This window comes from Bdellovibrio sp. HCB2-146 (assembly GCF_047345725.1).
In the GTDB taxonomy this organism is placed as follows: Bacteria; Bdellovibrionota; Bdellovibrionia; order Bdellovibrionales; family Bdellovibrionaceae; genus Bdellovibrio.
Genome location: NZ_JBLEQP010000003.1, coordinates 1 through 14,490, shown reverse-complemented (window position 1 = coordinate 14,490; position 14,490 = coordinate 1). Strand labels below are relative to the sequence as shown.

The following is a 14,490-nucleotide window of genomic DNA, read 5'->3' as shown; positions in this document are numbered from 1 at the left end:
TGACAAGACCTTGATCCAAAGACAACCTGGGTAGGTGACAAAAAAATTACCGCTTTCACTAGTCGTCATCACTCTTAACGAAGAAGCTAATATCGAGCGCTGTATTCGTTCTGTGCCGTTCGCCGAAGATATTGTCGTCGTCGATAGCTTTTCGACGGATCGCACCGTAGAAATTGCCACAAAATTAGGCGCACGCGTTGTGCAGGAAAAGTGGCGCGGGTATGGCGGGCAAAAGGCGTTTGCTACCGATCTTGCATCCCAAGAGTGGGTTTTGTCATTGGATGCCGATGAAGCACTCAGTCCCGAACTTGCGGAAGAACTGCAACAAAAATTTGCCAATTTGGATCGCGAAGCGGGCTATCTTTTGCCCCGTCGCAGTTTTCACTTGGGTCGTTGGATTGATCATGGTGGCTGGCGGCCTGATTACCAATTGAGGCTTTTTAATAAAAAGCATTCGATGTGGAATTCCGCAAGCTTACATGAGAAAGTCGAAGTGAAGTGGCAGGCGTCATTTGAGCATCCGATCTTACATTGGGTGTTTAAAGATCTCAGTCATCAAGTCGTCACCAACGACAAGTATTCCACCTTAGCGGCTGAAGATTTACATCGTTCCCACAAAAAATTTTCTTACCTCAAGTTGTTCTTTAAGCCCTTTGGAAAATTCATTGAAACCTATATTGTGAAGAAAGGTTTCTTGGATGGAATGCCCGGCTTTATCATTGCAATTGGAGCTGCTTATTCAATTTTCTTAAAGTTTGCCAAACTCTGGGAGTTGGAACGTGCCAAGAAAAATTAGCACCTGTATTTTCTTACTGATTTCATTTGCCACACTGTTAGCGGGCGCCGCACTTCCTAAATATCCGATGATCTCGGAGTGGAGCGGGCAGGCTTGGGTGACTTCCAAAGATGGAAAGAGAACTCAAATCAAAGCCAAACAAACCATTCGTGATAAGGCACTGTTTGAAACCTCTTTATCTGGATATGTGAAAGTTCAACTTGATGAAATAAGAACCTTCACAGTTTTAAGCGGCAGTGAAGTGTCGATCCCCGTGATCAGTTTAGAGCGTGGCGAGGCTCCGATTTTGATTCTTAAATCGGGGAGCTTCCGTTGGCAGCAATCAGACAAAACAAAAGCATCCTACAATGTGGCTCTTCGGTCGGATCTCTTTGAGTTCCTGGCTCCAGCAGGTGATTATATTTTTACCATGGAGCCATCCCGCGCTTTTGCTGGCGTGAAAGTGATTTCTGGCTCCATGGAATTCTCAGCTCTTAACGGTGAAGAGTCGGCGCAGGTTCAGGCCGGGCAGCAAGTGGGTTTCCAAGGTGTGCTTGAGGGAAAAGAAATCGCTTACGATGTTCTTCTTCAGGGCAAAAAAATTCCACGAGGCAAACTCACTCCCGTCATTCCTCTAGAGAAAAAAGAAGCCAGCCAATTCGCTGATGAAGAAAAAGCCCATCAGAAAAAAGAAAAGGCCCGCGCCGCTGCAGAACAAAAGCGCCTCGAAAGTATTCGTAAAGAAGGCCGAATCTGTGTTGATCCTCCGGCCAAATTCAATGAGTGTGCCTGGGTTTGCGTTGGCAATCCTAAAAACGAAAAGAAACACTGCCTGACTCAGAAAGAAGGAGTTTCCTGTGTGCGTCGCCGTTGTAATGCCAATGGTGATTGGGCCGACGAAACTGTTCTTGATGCTGAAAAAGGGGGCAGTATTTGCACCCCGAAAGCGGTCGTAGCCCCTTGTGATTACTAGGATTTATCCAAAAACCACAAAAAAACTAAAAAAATGATCTTGCACTTTCTTAGGGAAGGTCCTATAAATTGTCTTCCTTTGTGGTGGGTATAGCTCAGTTGGTAGAGCATCGGATTGTGATTCCGAGTGTCGCGGGTTCAAGCCCCGTTACTCACCCCAATTTTTTTTCGAACTCTAAAGGACAGCCACAAGCTGTCCTTTTTTTTACTCAAAATCCCAACATTTCTATCCCTGATCCGGTGGTGGCGTCCCAGGATCTTCCGCAGGATTCTCGGTGGGTGGCGGTTCCACCTCGGGAATTTTCGGTGTTGGGGGTTCTTGCATAGGTGGATCCTGTGGAATCCAATCGGGCTTTTCAGGATTTCTTTTTTCTGGTGGGACCTCAGGCCGTGTAGGATCCTTGGGTTCATTTTTTGGAGCATGAGCTGGATCATTTTTAGGATTGTTAATTTCCGCCATAGTGACATTTTCAAAGTCACCGAGGTCTGATGCAAATTAAAGCGGTGATTCTGTATTAATACTTCTCAAAATCTGCAGCGGGGATACGAATGGTGTTAAATCCGTTGGTAATCCAAGCATTTTGCAGGCCGTATTTATTGCGATACATGATAAAGGCCGAAACATCGCCGTAATTTAAATTCCCCGAAGGAATTGTCGTTCCACCATGATCTTCAGGATTGTCGAAGTTAAAAGGGTGATTATGCACAAACGTATAGTACTGAAAGCCCTTTGCTAAATAACTTTCAAGCAACTCAGTCGTCGTGCGAATTGTCGGCACCATCGCATCTTTTGGGTTCGATACAAAGATCACGACCAGAGTGTCGTTCGAATCTCTTAGAATATGCGCACCAAACTCGGAGTAACTACCAAAAAGGGGTCGTTTTAATTTTTCTTGATGCAGTTCAAAAAGCATTTCTTCCAAATAAGAAATCGCAGGAAGTGGTTGTGAAAGTGCCTGCTGAAATTTGGCCTGAAGCTCAGGCATTCCATACTTTAAAAAAACGTCCAGTTGCCGACGCAATAGAAAATAAGGATCCGTCGGCGTGCGTTCTTGAACAAGCTTTTGGAAATCAGCAATAACAGAAAGCGGGGTCGGCGAAGACGCAAAAAAATGCGTTTGATGTTTCAGCTCGTAAACAGAGATTGAAATGCCTTGTTCCGATTTTTCAAAATGGGTTTCAGCAAGGTCCTGAAGTGTCGCCGCTTGTGCGACCACAATCCAAAAATTTACGACTAGCAAAACCATCATTTTTAACATGAGCGCGAACCTACTGGAGTTCTGAATACGGGACAAAGCTTTTATAAAGAATTCACTCTTTTTCAGTCGTTCCCAGCTCTTCAGCAAAGATCTTTTCGGTAATTTTCCAGAATTTATCTTGTTTGCGCGCAATGACAAACGAAGGCAGTCGATAGAGGCTCTTAAAGCGAATCACATCCTGCGGATTTGTTAAATCCACAGCCAATTCAGGACGGCGCAGATGCGAGCGCAAAAAGTTAATATTAAATTTCTTAATTGCAGAGGGGTTATTAAAGAAATGGGCTTCGCTAATGTACTGCGAATCCAAATCATAATATCGGATTTCCAAGTAAGGATTGGAGTTCTTATCCTTGCGCTCTTCAAAAGTAATTCGGTCTGGAGTCATGATATGGGCGTTTTTAGACAGTCGTGCCTGCTTTAATTTGGCATCGGCATCAATCAAGGTCGCAGCACACTTTTCACAAGCTCGAGCCGTGATATCGTTCTCAGTGCCGCACGCATGACAAATTTTAAAGCGAAAACGAAATCCACATGGGATCACTTCCAATGTTTGTGGATTCTCTTGAGCTCCTCGGCATTTTCGACCAAAGTGCTCCAAAATATGTCCGTCATCATCGGCGTATCCCCAAAAATCATTTTCAAAACTGCACTGCGGGCAAGTCACCTTCACGGGGACAGTGTCTTTTGCAGGGCGCTTATCGGCGATCTCAGGAGTAAAGATGTCGTGCCCCATTCCCGTATAGTCCAAGACGTAACAGTCTTTTTTACCATCGGCCAATCGCAAACCACGGCCGACAATTTGCTGATACAGGCTGTTTGATTCTGTCGGGCGCAAAATCGCAATCACATCAACGTGAGGCGCATCAAAACCCGTCGTCAAAACTGAAACGTTTACGAGATACTTAAACTTACGTTCTTTAAAGTCATTGACGATCGTATCACGCTCATCCATGTCAGTATCGCCAACAACCAAGCGCGAGTCATCGGCTGGCAAGTATGTCATGATTTCTTCCGCATGCTTAATAGACGCACTAAAAATCATCACGCCCTTACGGTCATAGCGTTCAGTGATATCAATGATGTTTTTAATAATAAAAGGTGTCAGCCGCTTTTGGCCTTTTAAGATTTCTTCAACCTCACTTGTTGTAAAAGCACGATCGCCATCCGCTAATTCCGAAAAATCATAGCAGGTGACGGGGATATCAATTTTCACCGGTGTCGTGAGGAATTTGTTTTTAATCATGTAAGATAGCGGTAGCTCAAAAACACAATTTTTAAAGAAACGCTTTTTGTCAGTCTTAAGTTCTCCAGTACTAGAGTATTCGTAGATCCAACCCAACCCCAATCGATAAGGTGTTGCGGTTAATCCTAAAACAAAAATTCCGGGATTTCTTTCTTGCAGCTTTCGAATAACTTCCTGATATTGGGTTGCGCCTTCTTCGGCCACCCGATGGCACTCATCGATAATTAACAAAGAAAAGTTATTGAAAAAGTCATCGGGCGCGCGGGCAACAGATTGAACACTGCCAAAGATGGCTTTTTGGTCCCAATCTTTTTTGCAAAGACTTGCGGAAAAAACGCCCGCAGACTGGCCATAGCTTTTGTACTTTTCGTAGTTTTGTTCAACGAGTTCTTTTACGTGAGCCAATACCAAAACACGTTTGTTGGCAATGCGAGCAAGCTCCGCAATAACAAGGCTCTTACCAGCACCGGTAGGTAACACAACGACAGCAGGTTCATTTTTCTTTCTAAAAAAACGAACCACATTGTTGACGGCTTGTTGTTGATAATCTCGCAACTTGTACACAGGCGCATCGTATCTGCATTTTAGCAAAATGCAACCCTCTCATATTTAAGAGTGGTATATTATATTTGAAACGACCTCCAGGGTTGGAACGCACGTGAAAGTGAGAGATCAGTGAATCGTGAATTGAAAATCCTGTCAGGCTCGTCCGAAACGGGGCTTCAACAAGCTCCGTTTCCATTTTAAACAGCGAATTCCCATCTTAGGAGCATGTTATGAAAATATTTTTCTTATTTTTACCGTTCATAATCATCGCTATGGGAAGTGTTGTGTCGGGTCAGAAACTTAATCCAAGACTCAGTTTTACCCAAGAACGACGCCAATTTCCTACAGAGAAGGGTCAATTAAGCTTTCAATCTCTCTCTGCATTTTTTGAAAGTGTGAACCTTCCCAATATATTTTCTGACAAGAAGGACATTCGTAAAAATCAACATAGAGATTAAATGTTTTTGCATCGACTTTATCGCGAACCGTTTCTTTCTCTACGGAACGAATAGGGGCATTGCACTCAAAACATCGCGACAACGGAACTTCATCTTGAAGTGGAAATTGTTTTAAGACTTCTCGCAGCTGCTCCTTTGGGAGTTCACTTTTCACATAATACACGTCTTCCGCAGGAAGCTTTTCAAAAAACTTTCGGTCGCGGGTGAGTATGATTCGACGCTCTTGTTCCGCAGAAGTTTGAATATCGCGATCCGAAGCGCCTTGCATGGAGGTTGAATCATAACCCATCATGCGTAGACGGCGAAGCAGTCCCAAAAGATTTTCATCCACAAGGAATTTTGTCATCGCAAATCTTCCTCCCTCCGTCGCAACTCACCGAAAAGTTCATGGCATTCCACGCAGCCATTGCTGCTGAGAGCATGATTGTGAAGCGCTTCCTGATACCAACTCACTTGTTGATTCAATCGGTTCGCCAACCAGGCCACGGGGGTAGGATATTTCACCAGAGCATATTTGAGATCAGGAACATAGAGGCTTGCTCCATCCCAAGGTTTTCTTAAGTACACCATGCCGATAAAATTGAGATCCAATAAAATTAAAATCGGGTAGGCCCACCACCAGCCCATTCCACGAATGATATTGCACCATTCACCCAGTCCCATAAGATCCGGAAATTTCCAATGCAGCTTTTCATCATCCAAATTGTTCTGGTGAAAAAATGCACGCTTGCCCATGGCCTTCAACCAGCGCCATAAAGTCTTTTTGTCTCCTAAAATGGCGAAAGCTAAAACCAGACGACTGGCTTGATCGCGACTGAAACAGCGTGGATTTGTATCCCAAGTGTCGCCATAAGGTGAGCGACGATAAATTCCTGGACTCACTTCTAAGTGTGATTTGATTTTTTCTAGGAAACGGTGAGCTTCCGAGGACTGACCAGTCAGCGCTAAGAGGGCGCAGGCAAGGCCGGTGCGATGGGCCGAATCGCCGTTACTCCCATCTGCTTGTACTAAGAGTCCCCATGAATCTTTCATAGGAACTCAGACTATCATACTCAAATACTACTACGCCTCGAATTGCGCTTCTCTTTGCAGTTTCCAATCCAATGTCGGAGTGTCAACTGTCGGTTTAAAATGCTGACGGCAACGAGCTTCGTAAGCGTCATGAGTTCCAACTAAAACTTTCGAGTCACCACCCGCAGTACGTTGAGTACGACTAGCCGGCGAGCCACACACCACGCAAACCGCGTGTTGCTTCGTCACACTTTCTGCAATTGCCATGAGAGTTGGCATGGGTTCAAAAGGTTTTCCCTGCCAATCCGTATCAAGTCCTGCGATGATCACACGCAGACCGCGTTCAGCAAGATCTTGTGCGACTTGCACGAGGTTGTTAGAGAAAAATTGACCTTCATCGATGCCCACAACCTTGGTGCCTGGTTTCAAATGATTCCAAATTTCTTCTGCATCATTGATCGGAAGAGAATCAATTTTTGTGAGGTCATGAGAAGTCACAGCCATATCATTATAACGCTTATCAATGATGGGTTTGAAAACTTGAATTTGCAGGCGTGCAAACTCAGCACGACGCAAACGACGAATCAACTCTTCAGTTTTTCCACTGAACATAGAACCAACAACAACTTCAATCCAACCACGGCTGTGGACGTAAGAAAACTCAGGCACTGATTCCCCCTCATGAAAGCAGTTCCCACAAACGATCTGAAAATCACTGAAAACTGTCAATTAGAAGACGGGAGTTGCTTGCGGATTAAGCGTTTCGCTCAGCACAACAAATGTGATCCCCGAAAAAACAGCGTGTTTTTGTTCTGCGGCATTTCTAATTTCTTTGACTCTCAATCCGAAGTTTCATCAAAAGTTTGCCAAATTTGACAGAACCTTCCCCGTTGGCTAATATGGTTGGGTATTCGATGAATGCCCGGACGATGTGCGACGTACCCGGTAAAGACAAGACGACGCTTCTTAAACAAAGGAAGGAGTTCGTTATGTCATCAGCATGGTTCACACTTATCATCGCAGGTCTTCTTGAGGTCGCTTGGGCGATCGGTCTTAAATACACAGATGGTTTCACAAAACTTGTCCCCAGTGTTCTAACATTGATTGCTTTGGCGGCGAGCATGTTCTTGCTGGCGCGTGCAGCGCAAACCTTGCCGATTGGAACTGCTTACGGGGTGTGGGTGGGAATTGGGGCTCTTGGTGCTGCGATTCTCGGAATCTTTTTATTCAAAGAACCGGCGTCACTACCGCGATTGTTTTTCTTAGGGATGCTTCTTGTTTCTATTATTGGTCTGAAAGTTACTTCAGGGCATTAAAAGAAAACGATTTTTTGAGTTCGTCTAAGACCAATTGATTTAAAATCTTGCTTTGCTCAACTTCAAATTGAGGTCTTCCCATTTGCAATTCATCCCAAAGCAATATTTGCGATAAAACTCTTTCAAGTGCCGCGAAGGTTTGAGAAATCACTTTCGCGCGCACCTGGATATCAGCACTTAAAATTTGCGACTGGAAAAGTAACCAAAACTCCCAACGTGCCGGAAGCAAAATATGGTAAGGATTGCCAGACCAGATAGCCAAGCCCAATGCTTGTTCCCAGGCCGCAGTCCTCTCAGGTGATGAAGCTAAATTAAAATCCCGTTGCTGAAGATGTTCCCAAGAATAGGGGACAGACGCGATATCATCGAAAAGTTCAGTTTTCTTTGCGGCTTGAGGATCTTGAAAGTAAGTGACAGCCACGACATCAGCGAAAAACTCATGCAGGGCACTCGTCAAAAGAAAAACTTTGCGCGCTCGAACAAAAGCACTTCCAAGTTTTTCACGGCCGTCCTTCGCGGAGGATTCTGACTTTTCAAGATCAGGACGAATTTCTTTATAGAGCTGCGAAACATGCATCAGGTTTTTTTCAAAAAGCGCATGCCCATATTCATGAACCAGCACGTAAAGATCTTGTTTTTCAAATCCAGGACGAGCCACAATAAACAGCTCGTTTTTAAAACGCATAAATCGACTCACGCGTTTTTGTCCATCTTGGCTGGCAGATCCAAGGGTGAGTTTCGTATCGGAAGGAAGGATCATTCCCGCAAAAAGATTTTCATGTGCTTCTAAGAACTGATGAATACTTTCGGAGGTAAGATTTGTTCCCGAGTCGTTTTCGACCGTGATGAGGGAAGTAGGGTGCGCATAGGCCGTCTGAATAAAACTTAGGCAAGCGACAATTGTTGCCAATACAGTATAAGTTAAAAACAATGGAATGCGACTGAGCGCCTTTCTAAAACCCATACCTTGGAGTATTCAATAACCACGCCGCCAGAAGGGGGGAAATAAGGGCAGACCAATGGACTGTTTTTAAACTTAAAATAAGTCCTAAACGCGAGCCGCGAACTATAATAGAATATAAAGAGTTCGGAGGAAGTTCATGACGGAATTAGATCTTCGATTTTTACAGGGAGCAAAGGCTCTACTTGAAAAACCTCGGGTCGGAGCACGCGTCGCCAACCTCATCGGCACACCTATCGAAAAAGGCATTGCTGCTTTACCATCGCAGGTCCGTTCCACGATCGAGGCGGCGACTCAAAAATCCATTCAGGCCGCGCTGAATATTGCCCTCAATACAATCACCGATAAAGAACAGCAGCAAAAGTCGAAAAACCTTTATCACAAACTTCTCGTCGCGGGCACGGGCGGGCTGGGAGGTTTTTTAGGAGCCTCGACGTTGCTCTTAGAACTACCGATTTCAACAACCATCATGATGCGCTCAATTTTGGATATCGCTCGCAGTGAAGGCGAGGATCTCAATGATCCGGAAGTGAAGCTCGCGTGTTTACAAGTTTTCGCATTTGGCGGAAAATCCAAAGGTGATGATGCCGTCGATGCAGGGTATTTTGCGACAAGGGCCGCTCTTGCGCGTGCGGTTTCACAAGCTGCGACCGTCTTAGTTGACCGGGGAGCTGCCAAAGAAGGTGCGCCGATCTTAGCCCGCTTGGTTTTAAGTATTGCGACTCGTTTTCAAGTGGTGGTTTCTGAAAAGCTCGCAGCACAGGTCGTTCCGCTTTTAGGCGCGCTTGGCGGCTCTGGAATCAATGTTCTTTTTATGGATCACTTCCAGGATATGGCTCGCGGCCACTTCGTAATTCGTCGTTTAGAAAGAAAATACGGCGTTGAAGAAGTTCAACGCCGTTATCAAGAAATAAAAATTTAGAAAGTCTTAGTCACAGCGGCGGATATTGATTCCGGCGGCAGCATTTAGAACTTGCGCTCCTTCGTATAAGCATACGTTTTTAGCTCCTGAGATCGACTTCACAGTGGCACCGTAAATTTTCACCATGCCACTAATATTGTTGATGGACTCAATCTCTTTGGCTGCGATTTTTACTGCGCCGTTCACGTTGTCCACTACGCCGACTTTTTCGGCGACAACACACACCGCACCGTTGTTGCCTTGAACTTTCACAACCTCAACAGCTTTTGCTTGAACTGATCCACGAACGCCTGAGATATCGGCGCTTGCCGCGTTCGCAATACGAACGGAACCGTTATTATTGCTAATCACGACATCTTTCGCCGACGCAATTTTGATAGCACCTTTTTTATTAAGTGCCGAGTAATCTTGGGTACCAGCAACGATTGTGCGGTCTTCATCTAAAAGCGCACAATAATCGCAATCAGATTTATCGTTGCCAACTGTGATAGGTTTGTCATCGCCTGGCTCGCGTGGGTCACGAGGCATGGTTGGCAGGCTTGGATCCGCAGCCGGATCACGATCCGGCTGATCTTCAGGATCATTTCCTGTATCACCTGATGTCGTTGGATCTTGACCTGGCTCGCGACCATCATCGATTGCTTTAGAAGTAAGGTCTCCTTCAAGAGACTTATAGGCAACAGGACTGCAGTTTTGAAACAAAGTGATCAAAACGAAACCTGTAACAATAAAAAAGACCTTCTTCATAATCCCCCCGAACTTACAGACATATATAGCAAGAAGGATGCGAGGTCGTTTTTAGACTCCTACTCGAATAATATTGAGGGGAGCTGTCGATCTTTAATAAACCCATCAATAGATCGACAGTGACTTTGTTTTGCTGTGAGACGATTTTCTTTCAATTCAATTTTAAGTGGAACATAATCATTCGAAATGCGTTTCACCTTGGGGCAACTCGTTCAATTTTTATAAAATCAATCCTGTCGGAACTGATCGGAATGTCGAACTTTCAGGCCCTTACTATTTCACGCACGCAATATCGGAGTCTTGAATGCTTGCGACAGCTTTGCTTAAGCGCGGTTCTTTGCCTTCGACAATCATTCCGTAGCTATTTCCACCATCACACGAATCATCATTGGTGTAGAAAGCTGTATAGACGATACCTGTTTTGTTGTCGGTGATTTGATTTGCAATCACTGCCTCTTTGCATTCAGAGGGCGACAGCATATCCAATAAATTTGAAAAGCCTTTAAAAAGACGTGTCGGGTAGGAAACCCAATCACTGGGTGTACTTGTAAAATCCGGACTGTCTTCAATTGAAGTCAGAGTCATGCCTTCAAATGGACAAGCATATGAATTTGAATAGAAACCCAGAGTAATAAAAATAAAAAAGACAGTTTTAAGCATAGAAATAATCTCCTTGCGAAGACCCCATTCAATGTTAATGCCGCGTTTAATTTCTATTCATTCGTTTTCGAGTACGGAATACTAAGTCAGGGCGGACATTCATGCGTATATTTTCGACGATCATCTTAGTTCTTCTTCTTTTAACTTCTTGTCAGACGCGCGAGATTCATCCGCAGCAACCAGTCAGTCGGGGAAGCCGTTGGCCGCAGCCACGCGACAACAACAAAAAAGAGATTTTTCTGGATCATGGATACTTTCAGATTTCCTACGATGAAACCATCCGCTTACCAAATTGGGTTTCATATCAATTGAAAGCTGAAAACCTAAAAAAGAAATCTGCAAAACGACGAAATAGATTTTTTGCGGATCCGCTTCTGCAACAAAGACAAGTCGCCTTTGTGAAGCCCACGGATTACGACGGCGATCAATACGATCGAGGACATATGGCTCCGTCGGATGATTTTGCGTGGGACCAGGCTGCCAACGATGCCACTTTCGTGATGTCGAATATGGCCCCTCAATCCCGTGCTTTAAATCGCGGTTCTTGGAAGAAGCTGGAAGGTATCATTCGAAAATGGGCGTGTACGGAAGGAGAATTGCGAGTGGTTACGGGTCCTATTTTTGGAACGTCCTTTGTCAAGATGTCGACACAAGTTCCAATTCCACCGCGATTCTTCAAAGTAGTATTAGACGAAACTCCTCCGCGGAAAGCGATTGGTTTCATCTATATGCAAGAAGATGCGCGCTCGCAAGTTCAGGAAAAAGCTGTCAGCATTGCCGAAGTCGAACAGTTAACGGGTTATCGATTCTTTTTGGACCTGAAACAGAGTGAACGAGAACCGATTGAGAATAATTATAATTTTAAAAGCTGGGTAGAAACAGACTGCCTTCCGTCAAAGAAAAAGGGCAGCTAACAGCTTTTATTGCAATTCCCTCATTGACCTCCATGTCCATTGCTCGAGTTTCACTGTTTTCATCGAAGTGACTGAATTATGCTCCCCCAACTTAAGAAACATATTTTCCGGGGAGGGATGTATGGGTGGTTTTAATGAAAGCATTAAAAAGCTCGTCTCCTTAGTTGTTTTGGAGCCTCATCTTGAATCAGCATGGTTAACAACCCTTGCACATATGGAACACTTGGCCGCTGAGCAGGTTCTTGGAAGTATTTCCAGAGCGACTCCATTGCAGGCGCTGAGTGCTATTCGCGAACATGCCGCAGATGAATTTCGCCATCGCGATCATATTTTAAAAATTCGACCCTATGCGGAACCGGCAAATTCGGATTATGCGACTTTGCGCCTGCGTTTAAAAAATATTGCCGAGAGTTTCGTGCAAGGGTACTTTGCCAATCCCATCTTACAAAAAGCGAAGAATCGTTTTGCGGCGTATGTTCATGGTGCACTGACGATTGAACAGTTTCCGTTTCAAATTTACTCCGCCTATATATTAGCGACATCACACGGCCATGTGCGGGAATGTATGCAAGAAATTCTGGCCGAAGAAACCGAGCACATCGTATTGGGAAGAAGACTTCGTGAGAATCTAGCAATAGATGAAATGATGCCTCTGCAAGAGCTTCATCATATCGAAAGAGAAATGTGCCATAAGATGGTTTCCCGCATGATTGAAGTGGTGGCAGGTTTTCTGAGTCCTATTAAGAAACTGATTAAACCCCAGCCCAGTCATCAACTCGTCGTCCTCTTGCGAGAAAGACCCGTGGCGACATTGGCCTGGATTTATACCTTGGGAAAAAGTGAATTTCTGGCGGCTTCACATATGCAAAAGATTTTCACCAACAGGCAGCTGACTCTGCCTGTAGAAATGTTGTCACATATAGACGATGAGGTCCGCCATTCACGGCTTTTGCAAAGATCGGTTTTGCTCGAGCGAAGAAAATATCTTCATGATCCTTCTTATCGGCAGTTGGAGCGCAGAATGTTGCACGCGATGGAAAGATACATGCTGAAGTTCTTTAGCGATTTAATGCATCGGTACTCGTCGCCAGAAGAAATTTATTTATATGGAGCCTGGGGATTAGAACAAAGAGTCTTTAAGCACTATTCTGATATTGTTAAAGAAACTGAAAACATCGGAGTCGCGCAAATTCTAGATGGTATTGTTATCGAAGAAGCAGCCCACGCGCAAATGGTTCATCGCTCGTTGGCTGAGAGAAAGATTTTGTCTCTGGAAAAATTCCGTGAGGTCAAACAACTCGAAGAAGGTATCTTTGAGTCCTCTATATTAGGAGTGATAGAACTTCTGCAGGGCTTTGATTTGCAGTTTTTTCCCCCTTACCGTACTGATAGAATGCCAGTTACCACTGCAGAAGTGGTGTTTTAGTGGCCACAGTTTTTATTTTTCCCGGCTTAAATGCACTTATGCGGAAATCAGATCGCCAACGCTTTCTCCATTTACCAGAAGTGCAGTCCTACTTTCAGCGTGCTGAAAAAATCATGAACGAAAGATGTGGTTTAAATTTCAACTTTCAAAAATTTCTCGAGAAGTCCACTGAAGAAATCTACTCTCTTTCGCAAATTAGTTATGCGGCAGTTGCCATTTGTGCCATTCAAACAGGAGTTGCCGATAGGTTACAACAGCAGCGAGGCGCACCGGACTGGGTGATGGGTTGTTCGCTTGGAGACTTGGCTCGAGCGGTTTTCGCCGGAGCCTATAGTTTTGAAGATGCCGTCTACAACCATATCAAATTCACGCAAGGGATAGATGGCATCGACAAAATCGGACGAAATATCGGTGTGCTCGCGCCTCGGGACGCTCCTTTTACGGAAGAAGACTTTTTATGGTTTGAGCAGATCAATGTGGACGTCTCTTGTTTAACTCCGCGCTTTTTGAATATCGGCGGTCGCTATCAAGATCTCGAGAAAGTTGAAGAGCGAGCGAATGCGATGAGATGGAATACGATGAGTATTCTCGATTATCCTGCGCACTCTCGGTATATCCTGCCCTATGTTCAAGCCGTAGAAACAGAATTCGCAGAAGTTCAAACGCACAAGCCCCGTATACCCATCTTCTCCAGTCTCAGTGCTCAACCGCTCGAAGACCCGTCTCTTATTAGAGAAGAATTTCTCTTGAGCATCACGCGAACCATTCACTGGGCGAAAGCTGTTCAGCTCCTGGTGAGTGAAAAGGGCGTCGTGAACTTTATCAATATAGGTCCCTGCCGAAGTCTTTCTGGTATTATGAAAGACATTCCCGTCAGTGTGTCTCCGAAAGAAGCTTTTGATCTTATATAGATATAAAGAAGCCCAAATATGAGAGTGGATTTGATCAGCTTATATTTTGTGCTTCTTTCATGACGGGGGACGTCTTTGAAAATCTTTTATTTTTTTCTATTGCTTCAGGGGCCCGTTTTCTGTATTACTTGTCCCACACGTAAGGTTGATCCCTGTAACTGTCTTAGTGATAAATAATTGAAATCACTGAATACGGAACGCAAAATGCTTAAAAGGTTTGCATCTTTTTAGGCGTTCGCAACCTAGATTTCGTTTTTAAAAAGTTTTTTAAAAATTTTTAAAAAATCTGAATTCTGGGTGTTGACAAGGGTATCGAGTTTCGATAAAAACCTTACCTCGCCGCAACGGTAAAACGAAGCGGTGATAAAG

16 protein-coding genes, 1 tRNA gene and 1 riboswitch are annotated in these 14,490 nt (G+C 44.5%); of the genes, 8 read left to right on the top strand and 9 right to left on the bottom strand.

Annotation, left to right across the window (positions count from 1 at the left end; all coding sequences use genetic code 11):
- Positions 1 to 34 precede the first annotated feature (34 nt).
- The 3 genes from ACLWOR_RS17900 to ACLWOR_RS17890 all read left to right on the top strand — a co-directional run bounded on the left by ACLWOR_RS17900 (position 35) and on the right by ACLWOR_RS17890 (position 1,907).
- Positions 35 to 796 (top strand): glycosyltransferase family 2 protein, encoded by a 762-nt coding sequence (locus tag ACLWOR_RS17900; RefSeq protein ID WP_413942199.1) that lies wholly within the window; start codon positions 35 to 37, stop codon positions 794 to 796.
- Positions 780 to 1,748: a hypothetical protein gene (locus ACLWOR_RS17895; RefSeq protein WP_413942198.1), complete on the top strand. Its 969-nt coding sequence runs from the start codon at positions 780 to 782 to the stop codon at positions 1,746 to 1,748. The genes ACLWOR_RS17900 and ACLWOR_RS17895 overlap by 17 nt, the downstream gene beginning before the upstream one ends.
- 83 nt (positions 1,749 to 1,831) lie before the next feature.
- Positions 1,832 to 1,907 (top strand) — tRNA-His (locus tag ACLWOR_RS17890).
- 66 nt (positions 1,908 to 1,973) lie between these two features.
- Here the strand turns inward: ACLWOR_RS17890 and ACLWOR_RS17885 are convergent.
- From ACLWOR_RS17885 to ACLWOR_RS17860, 6 genes are all read right to left on the bottom strand, one after another.
- The gene (locus ACLWOR_RS17885) at positions 1,974 to 2,207 is read right to left on the bottom strand and encodes a hypothetical protein (RefSeq protein ID WP_413942197.1); all 234 of its coding nucleotides are present in this window, start codon (positions 2,205 to 2,207) and stop codon (positions 1,974 to 1,976) included.
- A 55-nt stretch (positions 2,208 to 2,262) separates the two neighbouring features.
- Positions 2,263 to 3,006: a hypothetical protein gene (locus ACLWOR_RS17880; protein WP_413942196.1), complete on the bottom strand. Its 744-nt coding sequence runs from the start codon at positions 3,004 to 3,006 to the stop codon at positions 2,263 to 2,265.
- Between the two features lie 52 nt (positions 3,007 to 3,058).
- A complete protein-coding gene (locus ACLWOR_RS17875) occupies positions 3,059 to 4,813 on the bottom strand; it encodes a DEAD/DEAH box helicase (protein WP_413942195.1) in 1,755 nt (584 codons plus the stop codon).
- A 324-nt stretch (positions 4,814 to 5,137) separates the two neighbouring features.
- Complete coding sequence (locus ACLWOR_RS17870) at positions 5,138 to 5,599, bottom strand: DUF5615 family PIN-like protein (protein ID WP_413942194.1); 462 nt, start codon at positions 5,597 to 5,599, stop codon at positions 5,138 to 5,140.
- Positions 5,596 to 6,285: a hypothetical protein gene (locus ACLWOR_RS17865; RefSeq protein ID WP_413942193.1), complete on the bottom strand. Its 690-nt coding sequence runs from the start codon at positions 6,283 to 6,285 to the stop codon at positions 5,596 to 5,598. Before ACLWOR_RS17865 ends, ACLWOR_RS17870 begins: the two co-directional genes overlap by 4 nt.
- A gap of 30 nt (positions 6,286 to 6,315) precedes the next feature.
- Entirely contained in the window at positions 6,316 to 6,933 is a 618-nt protein-coding gene (locus ACLWOR_RS17860) for a thymidine kinase (RefSeq protein WP_413942191.1), read from the bottom strand.
- A 235-nt stretch (positions 6,934 to 7,168) separates the two neighbouring features.
- Positions 7,169 to 7,230: riboswitch (guanidine-III (ykkC-III) riboswitch) on the top strand.
- A gap of 23 nt (positions 7,231 to 7,253) precedes the next feature.
- On the opposite strand from ACLWOR_RS17860, the gene sugE reads away from it, so the two are divergent.
- Entirely contained in the window at positions 7,254 to 7,580 is a 327-nt protein-coding gene (sugE, locus tag ACLWOR_RS17855; RefSeq protein ID WP_413942190.1) for a quaternary ammonium compound efflux SMR transporter SugE, read from the top strand.
- Here sugE and ACLWOR_RS17850 read toward each other — a convergent pair.
- Positions 7,564 to 8,544 (bottom strand): hypothetical protein, encoded by a 981-nt coding sequence (locus ACLWOR_RS17850; protein ID WP_413942189.1) that lies wholly within the window; start codon positions 8,542 to 8,544, stop codon positions 7,564 to 7,566. The two genes, sugE and ACLWOR_RS17850, sit on opposite strands and share 17 nt — an antisense overlap.
- A 136-nt stretch (positions 8,545 to 8,680) precedes the next feature.
- Between ACLWOR_RS17850 and ACLWOR_RS17845 the strand changes: the two genes are divergently transcribed.
- Entirely contained in the window at positions 8,681 to 9,463 is a 783-nt protein-coding gene (locus ACLWOR_RS17845) for an EcsC family protein (RefSeq protein ID WP_413942188.1), read from the top strand.
- A gap of 6 nt (positions 9,464 to 9,469) precedes the next feature.
- On the opposite strand, the gene ACLWOR_RS17840 is transcribed toward ACLWOR_RS17845, so the two are convergent.
- Entirely contained in the window at positions 9,470 to 10,210 is a 741-nt protein-coding gene (locus tag ACLWOR_RS17840) for a hypothetical protein (protein ID WP_413942187.1), read from the bottom strand.
- Between the two features lie 273 nt (positions 10,211 to 10,483).
- Positions 10,484 to 10,870, bottom strand: a complete 387-nt coding sequence (locus tag ACLWOR_RS17835; protein ID WP_413942186.1) for a hypothetical protein — start codon at positions 10,868 to 10,870, stop codon at positions 10,484 to 10,486.
- Between the two features lie 101 nt (positions 10,871 to 10,971).
- Between ACLWOR_RS17835 and ACLWOR_RS17830 the strand changes: the two genes are divergently transcribed.
- The 3 genes from ACLWOR_RS17830 (at position 10,972) to ACLWOR_RS17820 (ending at position 14,121) form a co-directional block, all read left to right on the top strand.
- Positions 10,972 to 11,784 (top strand): DNA/RNA non-specific endonuclease, encoded by an 813-nt coding sequence (locus ACLWOR_RS17830; RefSeq protein ID WP_413942185.1) that lies wholly within the window; start codon positions 10,972 to 10,974, stop codon positions 11,782 to 11,784.
- Between the two features lie 121 nt (positions 11,785 to 11,905).
- The gene (locus tag ACLWOR_RS17825; protein ID WP_413942184.1) at positions 11,906 to 13,210 is read left to right on the top strand and encodes a ferritin-like domain-containing protein; all 1,305 of its coding nucleotides are present in this window, start codon (positions 11,906 to 11,908) and stop codon (positions 13,208 to 13,210) included.
- A gap of 38 nt (positions 13,211 to 13,248) precedes the next feature.
- A complete protein-coding gene (locus ACLWOR_RS17820) occupies positions 13,249 to 14,121 on the top strand; it encodes an acyltransferase domain-containing protein (RefSeq protein WP_413942183.1) in 873 nt (290 codons plus the stop codon).
- Positions 14,122 to 14,490 lie beyond the last annotated feature (369 nt).

Coding starts and splice junctions, on each gene's coding strand:
- ACLWOR_RS17885 (WP_413942197.1), bottom strand. CDS start 2,207: ATGGCGGAAATTAACAATCCTAAAAATGATCCAGCTCATGCTCCAAAA.
- ACLWOR_RS17880 (WP_413942196.1), bottom strand. CDS start 3,006: ATGTTAAAAATGATGGTTTTGCTAGTCGTAAATTTTTGGATTGTGGTC.
- ACLWOR_RS17870 (WP_413942194.1), bottom strand. CDS start 5,599: ATGACAAAATTCCTTGTGGATGAAAATCTTTTGGGACTGCTTCGCCGT.
- ACLWOR_RS17865 (WP_413942193.1), bottom strand. CDS start 6,285: ATGAAAGATTCATGGGGACTCTTAGTACAAGCAGATGGGAGTAACGGC.
- sugE (WP_413942190.1), top strand. CDS start 7,254: ATGTCATCAGCATGGTTCACACTTATCATCGCAGGTCTTCTTGAGGTC.
- ACLWOR_RS17850 (WP_413942189.1), bottom strand. CDS start 8,544: ATGGGTTTTAGAAAGGCGCTCAGTCGCATTCCATTGTTTTTAACTTAT.
- ACLWOR_RS17845 (WP_413942188.1), top strand. CDS start 8,681: ATGACGGAATTAGATCTTCGATTTTTACAGGGAGCAAAGGCTCTACTT.
- ACLWOR_RS17840 (WP_413942187.1), bottom strand. CDS start 10,210: ATGAAGAAGGTCTTTTTTATTGTTACAGGTTTCGTTTTGATCACTTTG.
- ACLWOR_RS17835 (WP_413942186.1), bottom strand. CDS start 10,870: ATGCTTAAAACTGTCTTTTTTATTTTTATTACTCTGGGTTTCTATTCA.
- ACLWOR_RS17830 (WP_413942185.1), top strand. CDS start 10,972: ATGCGTATATTTTCGACGATCATCTTAGTTCTTCTTCTTTTAACTTCT.
- ACLWOR_RS17825 (WP_413942184.1), top strand. CDS start 11,906: ATGGGTGGTTTTAATGAAAGCATTAAAAAGCTCGTCTCCTTAGTTGTT.
- ACLWOR_RS17820 (WP_413942183.1), top strand. CDS start 13,249: ATGCGGAAATCAGATCGCCAACGCTTTCTCCATTTACCAGAAGTGCAG.